Genomic DNA, 16833 nt, shown 5'->3' with positions numbered 1-16833 from the left:
CCGACTTACTTAAAGCTTATGAGTATTTTTATCTACTCGTATCAGAACGGAATTACGTAACTTTATATACTACATCATGAAGTGCGGAATGTGGGGTGTAAGTAAGTCGGTGAGAAAAATTCAATGTATATGAAAAAATATAAATTAGCTGTAGCTGTAGTGGCGTGGCAAGCAAAAAAATAGTGCATTAAACGTAAACGTAGGTTGGGTGGAGCGGAGCGCAACCCAACATATATCAGGATGTTGGCTTTGGCAAAGCCTCCACCCAACCTACAATTTTTTTGCAACATTTTAGCCTTGTCACGTCAGTAGGGTGTGTTATGCCGTAGGCTAACGCACCTGAGATTGTTGACGGTGCGGCGCTTGGCGTAGCTGGAAATATTAACACCGACTTACTTAGACTCCTGCAAATGAAAATTTGCTAAGGCTTCTGGAATACTTTTCAGTCTAGAGATATATTTTATTCTACTTAATTTAGTGTATTACTTACTACAGGATTGTCCCTGGGAATTTGTTTTAAATATATACTTCCCGCAGGGTAGGAGAACTCTTGTATGGGAATTGTATTTGATGGCGTGAAAAAACTCGGTTAAGACAGGAGACGCGATGAATCGCCGTCTTTACAAGAATCAGTCTTTCGTCTTGACGGCGATTTATTGCGTCTTTGCGATCTATAGTTTTCATCAAAAAACCTGAACCGAACCGTATTAGCATTCCTACATATACTACATTAAATGGTTTGCAATACTTAATGTTCGATAAACTAATAATTAGTTTTTCATGTTATTGTGATTTCCAGTACATCTTTTTTTGGATTGATCGTGTAGGCTCTATCTGCTGGGTAAAATTACTAGATAAATTTATGGTAATTCGATCGCCAAACAGCAGCATCCCTAATTCTGCTGTGGTATTAACTTTACTTACAGTTCGGTTATTTAATTTTTCGGCAAGTTTGGTTGCTAGAGAGCATTCCATGATTGTATTCAGCGTGTAGCAAGATGTGAATACCTGAGTGCTTGACACAAATACCTCAAAGTTTTATGGGGGGGGAAAAGATTTTATCGATATGCTATTCGAGCATTTTTCGGACTTAGGCACTAAGGGACTTCCAAGAAATAAATTATCCAAATAAACGAACCACAGAGACACAGAGAACACAGAGGAATAAGGAGGAGAGAGTTTTTTCGCCAGTTTTTTGAGTATTTTTTTTATTTGGAAGTCCCTAACAAGAAATAAATTATCCATCTTGTGGAGCGAGCAGCGTTCTACTGATAGCTCATGCCTAAGTCTGCTGAATATGGGATGGGTGAAAACACCCACCCCACAAGAAAAATTCGGGATGTTTTTTGATTTGAAAGTCCCTTAACGCAATATTAAGAAAAGAAACAAGTATATGAGTACAACACGCAAATTTCGTTTAGGTGCATTCATTCAAGCCACCGGACACCATGTCTCTGCTTGGCGGCATCCCGATTCACAAGCAGATGCAGGGCTAAATTTCGAGCATTACAAGGAAATTACCCAAACTGCTGAACGCGGCTTATTTGATGCAGTTTTCTTGGCAGATAGTCCAGGAGTTTGGGGTGGCGCTCCAGAAACTCAGCATCGTAACGGTAAAATCGCCCATTTCGAGCCAGTCACCCTGTTCTCGGCCTTGTCCTCTGTAACCCAAAACATCGGCTTCATTTCCACCGCCTCAACCACTTATGAAGAACCCTACACCCTGGCACGTAAGTTTGCTTCCCTAGACCACTTGAGCAAAGGCCGGGCGGGGTGGAATGTAGTTACTACAGGCAATGAGAATGCTGCACTTAATTTCGGACTTGAGCATCACCCGGAACACAGCGAGCGTTATGAACGTGCTGAAGAGTTCGTGGAAGTGGTGAAAGGTCTATGGGATAGTTGGGAAGACGATGCTTTTATCCGTGACAAAGAATCTGGAATCTATTTTGACCCAGACAAACTGCATACATTGAACCACAAGGGCAAATATTTTTCTGTCAAAGGGCCGCTAAACGTCGGTCGTCCGCCCCAAGGCTACCCGGTGATTGTTCAGGCTGGAGCCTCTGAATCGGGACGAGATTTAGCTGCACGTACTGCCGAGGCGATTTTCACCGCCAATCAAACCCTAGCTGATGCCCAAGAATTTTATGCTGATATCAAAGGTAGGCTAGCACAATATGGGCGATCGCCAGACGATCTCAAAATTATGCCTGGAGCTTTCCCAATCATTGGCCGTACTGAAGCAGAAGCTCAAGAGAAGTATGAATTTCTGCAATCGTTAATCCATCCCGATGTCGCCTGGGGCATTTTAAAGAACTATTACAAAGGTGTGGATTTGTCGCAATATTCTTTAGATAATGTGGCTCCCGAATTACCCAGCGACACCAACGCTAACAAAAGTCGTCTCAAACTAGTCAAAGATTTGGCTACTCGTGGCACTCTCACACTGCGCCAGTTGTATCTCTCTCTTGCTACCGCACGAGGTCATCGCACCATACTTGGTACTCCCGAAACCATTGCCGACCAGCTAGAAGAATGGTTCAACAACGGTGCAGCAGATGGCTTTAATATCATGCCGCCAATTCTACCCACTGGATTAGATGACTTCGTTAATCTAGTCGTTCCTGTCCTTCAGAAACGGGGACTGTTCCGTACCGAATACGAAGGAAGTACCTTGCGAGAAAACCTGGGATTGCGTCGTCCTGGCAATCGTTTTGCCGTCAAACAAGTAGATGAGAGATTGGTGTTAGCATAAATAACTTTTCATCTCTGCACTGTGCTGATAAGGCTTTTCAAGTAATTCAACTACACTACTCCCTGTCTCAAGACATGAAAAGCGATTAGCTATATACAAATCAGTGATACCGACCGGAATGGCACTAAGTTAAAACACAGCCCTTGCCCTAACTGGTTAACTGGTTCCCAGCCTCTAGGCTGGGAACCCATTCTGAGAGGCTCCGCCTCCTGTTTCTTGAGCAGAGGCAGAGCCTCTGGGAATACATTCCCAGCCTGGAGGCTGGGAACGAGGATACACAAGGTTTAGAGTTTTTCTTAGTGCCATTCGATACCGACTGTAATCTTCTCTACGATACACTCCGCGATCGCTCAGACATTGTAGAAAAAAGCAGATGAGTACAATACGCAAGCTTCGTTTAGGTGCATTTATTCAAGCCACTGGCCACCACATTGCCGCTTGGCGACACCCCGATTCACAAGCTGATGCTGGGCTAAATTTCGAGCATTACAAGGAAATTACCCAAACCGCCGAACGCGGCTTATTCGATGCAGTTTTCCTGGCCGATAGCCCCAGCCTACAAGATAGTGGTGAACCAGAGGTGCTGAAGCGCAACGGCAAATTAGCTAAGTTCGAGCCAGTGACACTATTTTCCGCACTGGCCCCACTAACTAAACACATTGGCTTTGTTGCTACCGCTTCGACCACTTATGAAGAACCCTACACCCTTGCCCGTAAGTTTGCTTCACTAGACTATCTGAGTAACGGTCGAGCAGCTTGGAATGTAGTCACCACAGGTAATGAGAATGCCGCAGGTAATTTCGGCCATGACGAACACCTAGAGCATAGCCAGCGCTATGAACGCGCCGAAGAGTTTGTGGAAGTGGTGAAAGGTCTTTGGGATAGCTGGGAAGATGATGCCTTCATCCGAGATAAAGAATCTGGTGTCTATTTCGACCCAAATAAACTGCATACACTCAACTACAAAGGCAAACATTTTTCTGTAAAAGGCCCTTTAAACGTCGGTCGTCCGCCTCAAGGTTATCCGGTGATTGTGCAGGCTGGTGCTTCGGAAGTTGGGCGTGAACTTGCGGCACAGACTGCTGAAGTTATTTTTACTGCCAACCAAACACTAGAAGACGGGCAGGAATTTTATGCTGATGTGAAAGGTCGGTTGGCTAAATATGGCCGCCAACTGGACGATCTAAAAATCATGCCGGGTGTATTTCCGGTGATTGGTCGTACTGAAGAAGAAGCTCAAGAAAAATACGAGTTCCTGCAATCGCTAATTCACCCATCGGTGGCATGGGGCTTACTGAAAACGCGTTATAAGGGCATCGATTTATCTGGCTATTCACTCGACGATCTCGCACCACCATTGCCCAATGATACTAACGGTGGTAAAAGTCGCCTGAAGTTGCTGACTGATCTCGTAAATCGCGGCAATCTAACGCTGCGCCAGTTGTATCTCTCTGTTGCGACGGCGCGGGGTCATCGCACGATTATCGGTAGTCCCGAAAGTATTGCTGATCAGCTTCAAGAATGGTTCAGCAATGGTGCAGCAGACGGCTTTAATATCATGCCGCCAATTCTGCCCACAGGATTAGATGACTTTGTTAATTTAGTTGTCCCCATCTTGCAGAAACGCGGGTTGTTCCGTACCGAATACGAGGGCACTACCTTGCGGGAAAACCTGGGATTGCGTCGGCCGGGTAATGGTCTTGCCGCTCAACAATTGGACAAGAATCTGGTGGTGGCGTAAATGAATTTTTCACAGAACCTTTTAAATTGCACCTTCTGTAGATCGCCGCCCTACAGAAAATTGTAGAGAGACGCGATAAATCGCCGTCTCTACAAAAAATGTATTTGTCAATAGCAGCATTGGATGCTGAAAAAACCTGTAATTGTTTGTGCCGTAGGCAAGGAAAAAACATGACTGAATATAGCCGATTGAAGACCTCACGCTCTGCTGCAATCAGAGCCACCCTTGATTATCCAGTAATTGATACTGATGTTCATACCAATGATTTCACGCCAGCTTTTGAAGATTACATTGCTAAGTACGGCGGTGCAAAACTCGTAGATGAGTTACGCAAGACTGAAGCTTCCCGTCTCAACTCTAAGAGCAACGGTAAAGACTGGTATCAACAAACCCCTGAAGAACGTCAATACAACCGGACAATCCGATCGCCTTGGTGGGCTAGAGTTACTAAAAATACACTGGATCTCGCTACTTACACCCTCCCCGGATTGCTCTATGAGCGTCAAGCGGAGCAAGGATCAGACTATTCGGTGCTGTTTCCCAACAATGTTTTGGCACCGGCTGGAGCCAGTGCAGAGAATCGTCAGGCACTACAACGCGCGGTCAATCACTATCATGCTGATATCTACCGGAAATATAGCGATCGCCTAACGCCGGTAGCTGGTATCCCCTTAACTACTCCCGAAGAAGGCATTGAGGAGTTAGAATTTGCCGTGAAAACACTTGGGTTGAAAGTGATTAATATCACTGGAGGTGTAAAGCGGCCAATTAAAGCGATCGCTGATAAATATCCAGCCGATAAATTTCCCGAAATCGCCAAGTATGCTTCTTATATCGACTTCTACGGACTAGATAGTGAATACGACTACGATCCTTTCTGGGCGAAAGTTGTGGAACTGGGTGTACCCGTCACCACCCATTACGGTAGTCAAGGCTGGACTGGCCGCTCTTCGATCAGTAACTACATGAACAACCATATCGGTCACTTTGCCGATGGTTCGGAAGCATTTGCCAAGGCGTTGTTCTTTGGTGGTGTTACCAAGCGTTTTCCACAGTTACGCGTAGCAATGCTAGAAGGTGGAGCAGATTGGGGTGCGCGTGTCTACATCCATTTGGTAGATCGGTTCTTGAAGCGCAACATCAAGGCACTGGAAAACTACAATCCAGCCTTGACCAATGCCGATGAGCTATTTGAAATATTTGAACGCTACGGTGCAGAAGTTACTCAAGGGCATTCCCTCGATAAGGATGAATTGACCAAAACTGTACTGGGAGCATCATTCAGCCGTCATAGCCGCGCGCCCATCGGTAGCGAATTGAACGATTTTGCCGCAGCTGGCATTGAAACAATTGAAGACATCCGCGATCGCTGGGTGAACAGTTTCTTCTTTGGTTCCGAGTCCGACGATCGCACCATCGCTACGGCATTCAATGACAAAGCCAATCCCTTGGGAGTCAAGATCAACGCCATCTATTCCACCGATGTTGGTCACTGGGATGTAACAGACCTCACCTCTCCCTTGGCTGAAAGCTGGGATCTCGTGCAAGAAGGCGTTATTTCCGAAGCCGACTTCAAATCCTATGTATTCGCTAATCCCTACAAGTTTTACACCCAAGCTAACCCCGAATTCTTCAAGGGTACAGCGATCGAATCTAAGGTAGGTAACACCGAATTTCAACAAGTAGATAAGAGCCTAGTAGTGGCGTAAAAGGCGAGATGAGGGAGTGGGGGGAGATGAGGAGAAACATAAAAATTATTCTTCCTCATCCCCCTCATCCCCCTCATCCCCCAATACAGTTCAGTTAAGCTTTTTTCTCTCCCCCTGCTTCCCCTGCCTCCCCTGCTCCCCCTACCTGCCTTAACAGATAAATTTGCTTAACTGAACCGTATTGCCTCATCCCCTCATCCTCATAGTGTTTCACCTTGGGAGATCGACATGACAATAACGACTGATCCTGATATTGGGGCCCGCGAGGCGCTACGCCTAATTGGCCCCGATCCCGATAACTGGATACCCGATCGCCAAGGTATCGATCACAACGTCACGGTTGTGGGTGGTAGCGGTAGCGGCAGCGTCTTTGCATTTGCACTGCGGCGCGCCGGCATCGGTCGCGTGACGGTGATCGACGCGGCGGACGACGAAGCCCATGCTGGCGTGTGGCTCAACCGAGCGCGGATGAATAAACTACGTACACCAAAGAACTTGCCCGGCCCTGAACTTGGTATTCCGGCGCTATCGTTCCAGGCATGGTATGAGGCGCGACACGGTGCTGATGCCTACGCAGCAATCGACCGTATCCCCAGATTGCTATGGGCTGAGTACCTTAGCTGGTATCGGCAATTCTTGGGTATCACAGTTCGGTATCAGACGCGGCTAGTGCGGATTGAGCCGGCCGGAGATTTTTTTCGCCTGCACCTTGAGGTGAACGGTATCCCACAGGTGGAGACGACGCGCAAGATTATCTTTGCTAACGGCGTAGCTGGTACCGGCGGCCCATACGTGCCACCAGTGTTAGATAGTCTACCACGCAGGCTGTATGCCCACACCGTCGATACCATCGACTTCGCCGCATTGCGCGGCAAAACTGTAGCAGTGCTGGGTGCTGCGGCCTCAGCTTTCGATGCCGCAGGGGTGGCGCTGGAATCGGGTGCAAAGGCGGTGCATTTGTTCGCGCGGCGACCAGCGATCGCATCGCTGCCGATAAATCGCGTGCGCGGCTATCCTGGCGCTTACTACAACTATCCAGAACTACCCGATGCAGCTCGCTGGTTCCAAGCTTGGCGCTTTCGTGAAGTTGGTTCTACACCACCAACCGACGCAATTGAACGGGCGATCGCATTCCCCAACTTCCACCTACACCTGTCTGCAAACTGGAGATCAGCGCACGAGGAAGGCGGGCGCATTGTCGCCCAGGTGAACGACGATGTTTTTGAGTTCGATTTTGCGATCGCAGGCACGGGCTACTTTGTTGACCCGACAAAGCGGCCAGAACTGGCTGATTTTGCACAGCATATTGCACTTTGGCGCGATCGCTATCAACCACCAGCCGACCAACGTGCCGACGACTTGGGCACACACCCCTATCTCGGTATTGCCCACGAATACCAAGAGAAAGTACCCGGTAGCGCACCTTACCTCAAGGATATCCACGTCTTCAACCCAGCCGGTTTTGTGAGCTTCGGTCTGCCCATCGGCGATGTTCCCAGCATCCGGCGTGATGTCCCGGCAATAGTGTCGCGCATCACCCATGACTTGTTCTTCACTGACTGGGCACTGCACGAGACACGCATCACAGGCGACAACATCGCGCCAGACTTCGATGCCTCACTGTACGCCGCCGCAGTGTGGAAACAGCCTGTTAAGGCTTAACTGGGGACTAGGGACTGGGGACTAGGGACTAGGGACTAGAAACTGGAGTATGAGGAAGCAAGGGATAAGGGAAGCACCAAGGGAGAATTATTGAACAATTTTCTTTCTTGTCTCTTCCCAATCCCCAATCCCTAATCCCCAATCCCCAATGCCCAATTCCCAATGCCCAATGCCCAATGCCCAATGCCCAATGCCCAAATCAAATTAGGAGTCAAAAGTATGCCTGTTGAACAACGCTCTTACGACACCAACAATGGTTCATTGCCTTATCTTTTTTCGCCTGTTTCTGACAATGCCAACAAACCCGCAACCCTGGTATTGTTTTTGCATGGAGGACGCGATCGCGGCACAGATTTGAATGTGCTATTGAAATGGGGACTACCTCGTTTCGTGGATTCATCCAACTCCTTACCTTATGTATTTGCCGCACCCCAGATTCCGGCTGAACAAACTTGGGCAGATCGAGCCGATGATGTGCTTGCTTTACTTGATGAACTGATCGCTTCCCAACCTGTCGATCCAGCGCGGGTGATATTAGCTGGGTTCAGCTTAGGTTCGGCGGGTATCTGGCATATTGCGGCTTTGCAGAGCGATCGCTTCGCAGGTTTAGTACCTGTATCTGGACGAGTACCCAAAACATTAGAAGAAAGCGAACTAGCTGCACTCAAAGATATTCCCGTTCAAATATTCCAAGGTGGACAGGACAAAAATCTGCCGATTGAGGATACAGAGAATTTTGTTGAGCGCTTACGCAAAGTAGGAGGGAAAGTTGATTTGACAATACTGCCCGATGGCGATCATTTTATTGCAGATGAGGTATACGGCGATCCCAAGTTGCAACAGTGGCTAATTTCCCAGAGCCGTCGTGAAATTTCTGTAGTTGCTTGAGATGCACACAATAGGGCACAGAAATGCTCATACGTGTCAACTTAATGCGAAACCGCTTGTCCGCCGGGAATTGAAATTCCCGTCTCATAGCTAAAGTCATCTGAAGATGACTAAATATCGCCAAAAATTTCCAGTCTACTTCAGTAGACTTAAGCCTAAAAGCCAAAGAAATTTATTTCTGGGCGGGCATGGAAGCCAACAATTAAGCTATTTCCAGCTGAAGTTGACACCAATGAGCAATGCTGTGCCCCTACAAATGGTTTGTATTCTATGCAATTAAGAACCGCTATATCGTTAGCGAGTCTGTGTACCCCTGCGGGAAAGCAAACTACGCGCAGCGTCTCGTAAAGAAGCAACGTGACTTATGTCAGACTCTCGCAAAGAAATCAGAATTTGCTTTATTGGTGAATCCTTTGTCAATGGCACAGGCGATCCAGAGTTTCTGGGTTGGACAGGTAGAGTGTGCCGCAATGCTGAATCAAGAGGATACGCTATCACCCATTACAACTTGGGGGTGCGGGCAGAGACAAGTCGGTATCTCAAACAACGTTGGTACTCAGAAGTCTCCTATCGTCTTCCAAAAGAATCCGATGGTCGAGTAGTGTTTTCCTTTGGGGCAAACGATTCAGGATGGGCGGGTAAACAGCAAGGAATCGAACTTTCAGAGTCGATCGCTAATGCTGGCAATATCTTAAGCCAAGCAAAGCAACTCTATCCGATTTTGATGGTTAGTCCGCCGCCTTGTGGTGATATCGCTCAAGAAAAAAGAAATCAAATTCTTGCAAATCTGTCACAAGAATTCGCATTGGTTTGTAATGAACTAGATGTTCCATATCTCGATGTGTTTTCCAGTTTGGTAAAGTCACCAATCTGGCTAGCAGAAGCAAAAGCTAATGATGGCGCTCACCCAAAAGCTAATGGTTATGCAGAATTTGCCGCGATCGTCCAAAGCTGGGAAGGTTGGTTAAATTGGTTCACGCCTTAAAAAATGCATTTATTGCATAGCATTTTAGTCCTGCGTTAGCAAAGCGGGGCGAAACGCACGTCGCATTCTATTTAAAAATTTTAAAACTTTCTCAATCAACCTCAATCAACAACATATCTATGACCTTACCAACTACCAACCTCGGTAAAACTGGATTGACTGTTTCGCGTCTTTGTCTCGGCACTATGACCTTTGGTTTACAGACCGACGAAGAAACTTCCAGGCAGATCCTTGACACCGCAGCCGATGGCGGAATCAACTTTTTAGATACAGCCGACGTTTATCCCCTCGGTGGGGGGCTAGCTACTGCTGGACGTACTGAAGAAATCGTTGGACGCTGGCTGAAAGGCAAACGCGAACATTTTATCTTGGCGACTAAATGCGTCGGCCGGGTTGGCCCTGCACCTTGGGATCAGGGGGCTTCGCGGAAACATATTTTGGATGCGATCGATGCTTCTCTACGGCGGCTAGGAACCGATTATATCGATTTGTACCAGTTGCACTCCGACGATGCGTCAACCCCTCTTGATGAGACTCTGGAAGCGCTGGATGCAGTAGTTCGTGCTGGCAAGGTGCGCTATATAGGGGTTTCCAACTTCTTAGCCTACCGACTCGCCCGTGCCTTGGGTCGCGCCGAGACACGTAATTTAACTAAGTTCATCTCAATTCAGCCCCGGTATAACCTGTTATTCCGCGAAATTGAGCGAGAACTATTGCCCTTGGCCAAAGAAGAAGGACTGGGTGTAATTTCCTACAATCCTTTGGCGGGTGGTCTGCTGACTGGCAAACACACTCTTGCTCAAGGCCCCACATCAGGCACTCGTTTTACGCTAGGTGCTGCCGCAGAACGTTATCAAGATCGTTACTGGCACGATCGCGAGTTCAATACTGTCGAAGATTTACGCACAGTCGCGGATCTCGCCGGATTTTCCCTCACCACCCTAGCTGTAGCTTGGGTTTTATCTAATCCCATCATTACTGCCCCCATCATTGGCGCTAGCCGCCCAGAACAACTTACTGACAACCTCAAGGCGGCAGAACTAAAACTTGACGACAGTTTGAAACAAAAATTAGACGATCTAACCGCCGAATACCGAAGAGGAGATTCTCTTCGTTAGAAACTAGGGATGCAGCGAATAACAAATGACAAATGACCAATGACCAATGACTACCAGAATTCCTTCAAATCAGAAATATCTCATAGATAAAATAGCTGGGATTAAACGCCGTCGTTTTCTCCATGTTGCTACTTCCGGACTATGTGGCTTTTCTATGGCATATCTGTTAGGAAGTTGTAGCGAACAAAGCCAACAATCTTCTTTGATAAACAGTACTAATGCCAATGAAGGTTCCCTTGGGATAAAAACTAAAGTTCTACGCATGGGATATCAGAGTGCGGGGGATCTCTTCCGAAATCGAAAAGTTTTAGAGAAACGTTTGGAGCCGTTGGGAATTAAGGTAGAATGGGCGCAATTTGTCCAAGGTCCCCAACTTATGGAAGGGATGCGTGCGGGAAAAGTTCACGTGGGATCAGTGGGAGAAACACCACCAATTTTTGCACAAGTGGCTGGATCAGACCTTGTTTATGTAGTCGGTACACAAAGAAATAAAAAGACAGGGACAAGTAGTGTGATTGCTGTTCCGCCGGAGTCTCCCCTTCAGAAATTTGAGGATATCAAGGGGCAAGAAGTTTACTTTCAAAAAGGCTCGGCATCGCACTACTTTATTATCAGAGCCTTGCAGTCAATCGGCTTGACCCTCAAAGATATTAAAATTAAAAGTCTGCCGACTGTCGAGGCATCGGCTGCTTTTATTGAAGGTAAAATTCCCGTTTGGATGACAGGAGATCCATACTATGCGATCGCTCAAAAGCTAGGTAGAATTCGAGTTCTTAAAGATTCTGTTGGGCTAGATTCTCCTGGTGGCTACTATATTGCTGACAGAAAGTTTGCCCAAGAAAATCTTGGCCTGTTAAAAATTATCATTGAGGAGCTTAATAACCTTGACAAATGGGCAGAGGCACATCGAGGTGAAGTTGCCAAATTGATGATAACTCAACAAAAGCTTGATGCGGATGTGGTAGAAAGGGTGATGTCTCGTCGCACTTTTGTAGGGCGCAGAGGACTTAGCCCTGCATTAATTAAAGAACAACAGCGTGTGGCAGATTTGTTTTTTCAAGAGGGTGTAATACCAAAGAAAATCAACATTCAGGAAGCTTTATTACCGCCTGATGTTTATGCTGCCATCACACCACCAGAAATTATGGTCTAGTGGAGTACTTCTAGAAGTCTCTAATGCCATCGGACGGCTTATCCAGTCGTCCATTTTTATCTTGTAGAAAAGCTAAAATGATGCTAAGAGATCGACTTTCATGACGAAAAAAGCTAGACAATCCAAATCCTTTCAACGCGCTCCTGATGCACCAGATTTGCCATCAACTCCCTTCAGGTTCATTTTGTATTTCGTTAACCAGTTTCGCTGGTGGTATGTGTTAGCGGTGATCCTAGAGATTATACACGCAACCTGTGGTATTATGTTGCCCTATGCTATTGGCCAGATCATCCGGGGCGTAACGGGATCGGCGGGACACAGCCAGCCCATTTTTGATGCCATGAAGCAACCTCTGATGCTCTTCATCGGCTTGAGTGTGGGTGAAGTGGTTTTCGGGCGATCGGCTGGACTCTTGCAGACGATTCTCCATCCAATCCATCGACAGCATATTGTGCGATCGCTATATGCCTACTTGCAACACCATTCGCATCGCTACTTGAGTAGCAGTTTTTCTGGAGCATTGGCACATCGGATTAGCGAAACTTCTCTGGGTGTTACCCAGACGATGCAAATGATGATTACTGAATTTATGCCAGTAATCGTTGTGTATAGCGTCGCTACGTCGATACTGTATCACGCCTACCCTCCCCTGGCTGCACTCGTGGGAATCTGGGCAGTTCTCTTTATTAGTATTTCGTTCTGGCTGGCAACTCGCTGCCGATTTTACTCCCGGAAAGCCGCAGCCGCCAGAAGTGAGACAACTGGCATGATCGTAGATGCGGTAACAAATCTCACTAGTAGCCGACTATTTGCTCGCTTTGGTTTTGAACGACGCTATTTGAATGACCAATTAAAGCGCGAAATCAAAGAGGTGAGAGAATCCAACTGGTACTCGGAGCGCATTCGCTGGTTTCAATTCATCTCAGCAGCCATTCTAAAAATCAGCACCCTATATTACTCGCTCTCCCTGTGGAGTCAAGGAAAGATCACTACTGCTGACTTTGTTGTAGCCACTAGCCTGTCGCTGTTGATTATCAGTGAAGCGCGTAATTTGAGCCGCCGCTTTCTGGAATTTTTTGAACATGTTGGTAATGTCGCCAATGGTGTTTTCACGATCATTCAACCCCACGAGTTGATCGATCGCGAGAAGGCGATCGCCCACTCAATCACCCAAGGTAAAATTGAGTTTCGACGGGTGAATTTCAACTACACAGATGAAAAGAAAGTTTTCCACAATCTTTCTGTCACCATCCAACCGGGAGAACGGATTGGACTGGTAGGCTTGTCTGGCTCTGGAAAATCCACTTTTGTCAATCTGATTCTGCGTTTATTCGACCCACAATCTGGACAGATTATTATTGATGGGGTCGATATTCGAGATATGACTCAGGATGCGCTACACGCTCAGATCAGCTTAATTCCCCAAGATCCGTCTCTGTTCCATCGCACTTTGCTAGAAAATATTCGTTACGGACGCTTGGATGCAACCGATGAGGAAGTGATCGAGGCTTCGCGCAAGGCTCATGCTCACGATTTCATCGCCCAAAGTAAAGATGGTTACAATTCTTTGGTGGGCGAACGTGGTGTCAAGCTTTCTGGAGGGCAAAGACAGCGCATTGTGATTGCGCGGGTAATTCTCAAAGATGCGCCGATCCTGATTTTAGATGAAGCCACCTCTAGCCTCGATTCAATCACCGAAAAAGCGATCCAAGATACCCTCGACTTAGCAATGAATGGGAAAACGGTCATTGTGGTAGCTCATCGATTATCTACTATCGTCCATCTAGACCGGATTTTGGTGTTTGACAAAGGTCGGATTATCGAGGATGGTTCCCATGCTAAACTGCTGGCACTCGGCGGCGCTTACTACAGATTATGGAAAATGCAGGCAGGTGGATTTCTACCAGAAAATCTCGACGAAGAAAACATACGTGTAGGCTCGCACTGACATAAATAACTTTGAACCGAGTACCGTGGGTTTAAGTCCCCCGGTTCAATAACCGGTAAGTTTTGGGTCGGGATCTAAATCCCCGTCACAAAACTTACTTGCGACTTACGACTTGCGACTTGCGACTTGTTTTAATTATTATCTAATTTTCTGATTCCTCCAAAAACAATTAACCAAACTACTACTACAACCCAGTGAATTAAAACTATTACAAACAAAGATCCTGTCAGGTTATATGCAGCAGTACATATAATTCCCAAAAATGCAGCTAAAACCAGAAAAATAGGATCATAAAATGTGGAAATTCCAGCCTTGAAAAACGTTTTAGCATTCAATGGATGATACAAAACAAATAATAATAAACTCACTATTGCCCAAAAACCCCATCGGAACCAATTAGTGATTTCGCTAGGATGAGGAAGCAAAAAAACGCGAAAAAAGAGTTCTTCAACAATCGCAGGTAAAAATAAACAACGCAATATTAACAAGCATTTATCAATCCAACTTGCAGACCAAATTTGTATATGTAAAAATCCAAATTTCCAACCATAGGGTAGGGCAATAATACTATAAATTATCAGCATCACAACTATAACTAACCAATCTTGTAGTGTCGGAACTGCCAAGGATGCTAAAACGCGATTTAAAATAATTGAAAGTGGTGAAATATCGGTAAAAGGAATCTTAATTTGTCCCAAAAGTATTGTTGGTGCAATGGGTGTAATATTAGGTTGCCAACCACCTACTTGATTGGTTCGCAGTACTTGCATAATCGCACCATGTTTTAAAAATATTGTGGCGAGATCGTCGTGTGCTTGTTTTGGCATTATTGTTCGCCATGTTGTCAAACCAGCCCAAATGCTCCGATCTTCAAATGGTTGCGTCGTTTTTCCTATGCCCGTACCTGCGAGTATACTTGCTTGACTTTGCCAATCAGCGCGAACTATACCCAAGGGTGCTAATTCTTGTTCTAAAGATTGACCTAATTCAACTAGCTGCTGAAAGCGTAATGTTTGTGGGTGATTGGGGTTAGCGCGTACCCAAGTTTGAATTTGAGGAGTTGTAGCAACTTGGTTTTTAATTGCCAGTATCGCCGCATAAAGTGCTTGGCTTGCGTCTTGGACACATGAGGTAGCAGGTGATACTATTGCGCCACCAGTTCCATCACCAACCCGATAACGTGCCATTGTTACCTGTAATTGTTGCTGGAATTCTTCTAAAGGCGAAAGTTTGACACCATCAAAATCATAATCTTGCGTTACTGGGTCGAATTTGATCAGAATATCCGATACTGGACGTGTTGCCAGCCAACCACGTTGTAAATTACCCATATAATCAGCCCATGTATGCGTTCCGGCAATAATTCCATCAGGGTTATGGGCATAAATTTGGTGGTATTTAGTCTCGAAGCGTAATTCGTTAGTAAACTCGTCACGGACAACTTCTGCAATTCCAAAAGCAAAATGTCCGGTGATAGTATAAGGTACTCCGACTGGTTCAGCTTTACGTCCGCCAATTCCACCAAATAGGTGTAAGACAATAGCTTTATTGCCTTCTTGCCATTTTGATATAGATTGATTATGTGAATTTTGTGTTTCTACAGATTTTAATAATACAGTATTGAATTTACCTTTATTTTTCTCGGTATTTCGCCAATTTACTTCTTGGATGTAATTTAGTCCTAATTCCTCACCAGTAATAATTTGACGGGGTTGAATTTGAAATAGAGAACGAGGTGCAAGGGCGCTTACTGTAAATACTCCCTTTGCATCGGCAGCGCCATAAATATACCACCCATCTTCACCCGCAGGTGATTGTTCGATTTGCTGCGAACTTGAAGGAGCAAAATTTCGTGTATCTATTACTTGTTGGGGAATACGAATAGTTTCTTCAAGACCATAAAAGTTATTTGAATTCAGGTTATAATGCTTTACCAAAAAATAATCACTATCCTGATTTTCTTTGGGAAATAAAATAGTTTTGGAGCTAGATTGTATCGGTTTAATTATTTTTACAAGTCCATAAAATCTACCAGTTGCTAAAATAGGTTCGCGTTCAATTTGCAAAATAGATTTTTCTTGACTTGCATCAATGATTGTACTGGCATCTAAAGTAACAATTGTTTCATCAACAGGATTTGCACCAGCCAAAGAGCGTAAAATTCCTACTTTACGGACTCCATTTAGTCGAAAAGGATGAATGTTTCCTTGCTTTTGACTTTTAATGACTTCTGAAGTGAAATTTATGTCTCGCGTTACCGCTCGATCCAAAGCAAGTAAATCTTTATTCTTTTTCCACTCCAAACGTACAATTTTACCTACCAAATTTTGGGCTGTAGGTGGTGCATATTGCACTTCCATCCATACCCAATCTAAAGCATCTTGTAATTGCTGTTTGGTTGGTAAAATTAACCTTCCTACCCAGTCGCCAATAGGTTTATAAAGGTTTCTAGATGGAGTTTTGGTAATGGGATAAAAACCAGATTGATTAAAATTTTGTCGAATATGAATCGCGTAATTGCTTTCTTGCTGTACTAACTGGGGTTGTCTTGAGGAAAGTTGCCATATCACAATTACTGCGATGAACGCTAGCGGTAAGAATTTCGTAAATAGTAGCTTTGCTTTTCGACTCAATCCACGAAAAATCATATATTATCAACAAGTTTTAGTTGCTGATAATCTTACTCCAAATATATTGTTTTGAGTCTCTGCTGTAAAGAACTGACAAATAAAAAAGACTCAATTAATTCTTGTGGGGTGGGCATCTTGCCCGCCCTATGGACTGGGCGGGCAAGATGCCCACCCCACGATATTGGATAATTTATTTCTTGGAAGTCTCTAATCCAGGACTATTTCATCCTAAATGTAGGCG

At 45.5% G+C, this 16833-nt stretch carries 13 protein-coding genes; 9 read left to right on the top strand and 4 right to left on the bottom strand.

Features of this window, described 5'->3' with window-relative positions; genetic code table 11:
* Nucleotides 1–516: 516 nt before the first annotated feature.
* Nucleotides 517–684, bottom strand: coding sequence for a hypothetical protein (locus V7K76_RS27315; RefSeq protein WP_334777987.1), 168 nt, complete (start codon nucleotides 682–684; stop codon nucleotides 517–519).
* 99 nt (nucleotides 685–783) lie between these two features.
* Entirely contained in the window at nucleotides 784–1023 is a 240-nt protein-coding gene (locus V7K76_RS27310) for a hypothetical protein (RefSeq protein ID WP_334777988.1), read from the bottom strand.
* A 370-nt stretch (nucleotides 1024–1393) separates the two neighbouring features.
* Between V7K76_RS27310 and V7K76_RS27305 the strand changes: the two genes are divergently transcribed.
* Entirely contained in the window at nucleotides 1394–2758 is a 1365-nt protein-coding gene (locus V7K76_RS27305; protein ID WP_334777989.1) for an LLM class flavin-dependent oxidoreductase, read from the top strand.
* A gap of 174 nt (nucleotides 2759–2932) precedes the next feature.
* Here V7K76_RS27305 and V7K76_RS27300 read toward each other — a convergent pair whose 3' ends face one another.
* Entirely contained in the window at nucleotides 2933–3064 is a 132-nt protein-coding gene (locus V7K76_RS27300; protein ID WP_334777990.1) for a hypothetical protein, read from the bottom strand.
* A 67-nt stretch (nucleotides 3065–3131) separates the two neighbouring features.
* On the opposite strand from V7K76_RS27300, the gene V7K76_RS27295 reads away from it, so the two are divergent.
* From V7K76_RS27295 to V7K76_RS27260, 8 genes are all read left to right on the top strand, one after another.
* Nucleotides 3132–4499: an LLM class flavin-dependent oxidoreductase gene (locus V7K76_RS27295; RefSeq protein ID WP_334777991.1), complete on the top strand. Its 1368-nt coding sequence runs from the start codon at nucleotides 3132–3134 to the stop codon at nucleotides 4497–4499.
* A 170-nt stretch (nucleotides 4500–4669) separates the two neighbouring features.
* Nucleotides 4670–6208, top strand: coding sequence for an amidohydrolase family protein (locus tag V7K76_RS27290; RefSeq protein WP_334777992.1), 1539 nt, complete (start codon nucleotides 4670–4672; stop codon nucleotides 6206–6208).
* Between the two features lie 228 nt (nucleotides 6209–6436).
* Nucleotides 6437–7870, top strand: a complete 1434-nt coding sequence (locus V7K76_RS27285; protein ID WP_334777993.1) for an FAD-dependent oxidoreductase — start codon at nucleotides 6437–6439, stop codon at nucleotides 7868–7870.
* A 162-nt stretch (nucleotides 7871–8032) separates the two neighbouring features.
* Nucleotides 8033–8758 (top strand): dienelactone hydrolase family protein, encoded by a 726-nt coding sequence (locus V7K76_RS27280; RefSeq protein WP_334777994.1) that lies wholly within the window; start codon nucleotides 8033–8035, stop codon nucleotides 8756–8758.
* Nucleotides 8759–9122: 364 nt separating this feature from the next.
* A complete protein-coding gene (locus tag V7K76_RS27275) occupies nucleotides 9123–9743 on the top strand; it encodes a GDSL-type esterase/lipase family protein (protein ID WP_334777996.1) in 621 nt (206 codons plus the stop codon).
* 119 nt (nucleotides 9744–9862) lie between these two features.
* The gene (locus V7K76_RS27270) at nucleotides 9863–10861 is read left to right on the top strand and encodes an aldo/keto reductase (RefSeq protein WP_334777997.1); all 999 of its coding nucleotides are present in this window, start codon (nucleotides 9863–9865) and stop codon (nucleotides 10859–10861) included.
* A 46-nt stretch (nucleotides 10862–10907) separates the two neighbouring features.
* Nucleotides 10908–12014, top strand: coding sequence for an aliphatic sulfonate ABC transporter substrate-binding protein (locus V7K76_RS27265; protein WP_334777998.1), 1107 nt, complete (start codon nucleotides 10908–10910; stop codon nucleotides 12012–12014).
* A 100-nt stretch (nucleotides 12015–12114) separates the two neighbouring features.
* The gene (locus V7K76_RS27260) at nucleotides 12115–13962 is read left to right on the top strand and encodes an ABC transporter ATP-binding protein (RefSeq protein WP_334777999.1); all 1848 of its coding nucleotides are present in this window, start codon (nucleotides 12115–12117) and stop codon (nucleotides 13960–13962) included.
* Between the two features lie 131 nt (nucleotides 13963–14093).
* On the opposite strand, the gene V7K76_RS27255 is transcribed toward V7K76_RS27260, so the two are convergent.
* Nucleotides 14094–16610 carry a CPBP family glutamic-type intramembrane protease gene (locus V7K76_RS27255; protein WP_334778000.1) on the bottom strand — a complete coding sequence of 839 codons (2517 nt, stop codon included), beginning with the start codon at nucleotides 16608–16610 and terminating at the stop codon, nucleotides 14094–14096.
* Between the last annotated feature and the right edge of the window lie 223 nt (nucleotides 16611–16833).

Origin of the sequence: Nostoc sp. (genome assembly GCF_036917975.1) — a bacterium.
Lineage (GTDB): Bacteria > Cyanobacteriota > Cyanobacteriia > Cyanobacteriales > Nostocaceae > Nostoc.
Note: the sequence above shows the minus strand (reverse complement) of the source record. Positions and strands in the feature narration are given on the sequence as shown.

Bases quoted from the DNA above. Each gene is read 5' to 3' on its own strand.
- V7K76_RS27285 (WP_334777993.1), top strand. From the start codon at position 6,437: ATGACAATAACGACTGATCCTGATATTGGGGCCCGCGAGGCGCTACGC.
- V7K76_RS27280 (WP_334777994.1), top strand. From the start codon at position 8,033: ATGCCCAATGCCCAATGCCCAATGCCCAATGCCCAAATCAAATTAGGA.
- V7K76_RS27275 (WP_334777996.1), top strand. From the start codon at position 9,123: ATGTCAGACTCTCGCAAAGAAATCAGAATTTGCTTTATTGGTGAATCC.
- V7K76_RS27270 (WP_334777997.1), top strand. From the start codon at position 9,863: ATGACCTTACCAACTACCAACCTCGGTAAAACTGGATTGACTGTTTCG.
- V7K76_RS27265 (WP_334777998.1), top strand. From the start codon at position 10,908: ATGACTACCAGAATTCCTTCAAATCAGAAATATCTCATAGATAAAATA.
- V7K76_RS27295 (WP_334777991.1), top strand. From the start codon at position 3,132: ATGAGTACAATACGCAAGCTTCGTTTAGGTGCATTTATTCAAGCCACT.
- V7K76_RS27260 (WP_334777999.1), top strand. From the start codon at position 12,115: ATGACGAAAAAAGCTAGACAATCCAAATCCTTTCAACGCGCTCCTGAT.
- V7K76_RS27300 (WP_334777990.1), bottom strand. From the start codon at position 3,064: ATGGCACTAAGAAAAACTCTAAACCTTGTGTATCCTCGTTCCCAGCCT.
- V7K76_RS27255 (WP_334778000.1), bottom strand. From the start codon at position 16,610: ATGATTTTTCGTGGATTGAGTCGAAAAGCAAAGCTACTATTTACGAAA.
- V7K76_RS27315 (WP_334777987.1), bottom strand. From the start codon at position 684: ATGAAAACTATAGATCGCAAAGACGCAATAAATCGCCGTCAAGACGAA.
- V7K76_RS27305 (WP_334777989.1), top strand. From the start codon at position 1,394: ATGAGTACAACACGCAAATTTCGTTTAGGTGCATTCATTCAAGCCACC.
- V7K76_RS27290 (WP_334777992.1), top strand. From the start codon at position 4,670: ATGACTGAATATAGCCGATTGAAGACCTCACGCTCTGCTGCAATCAGA.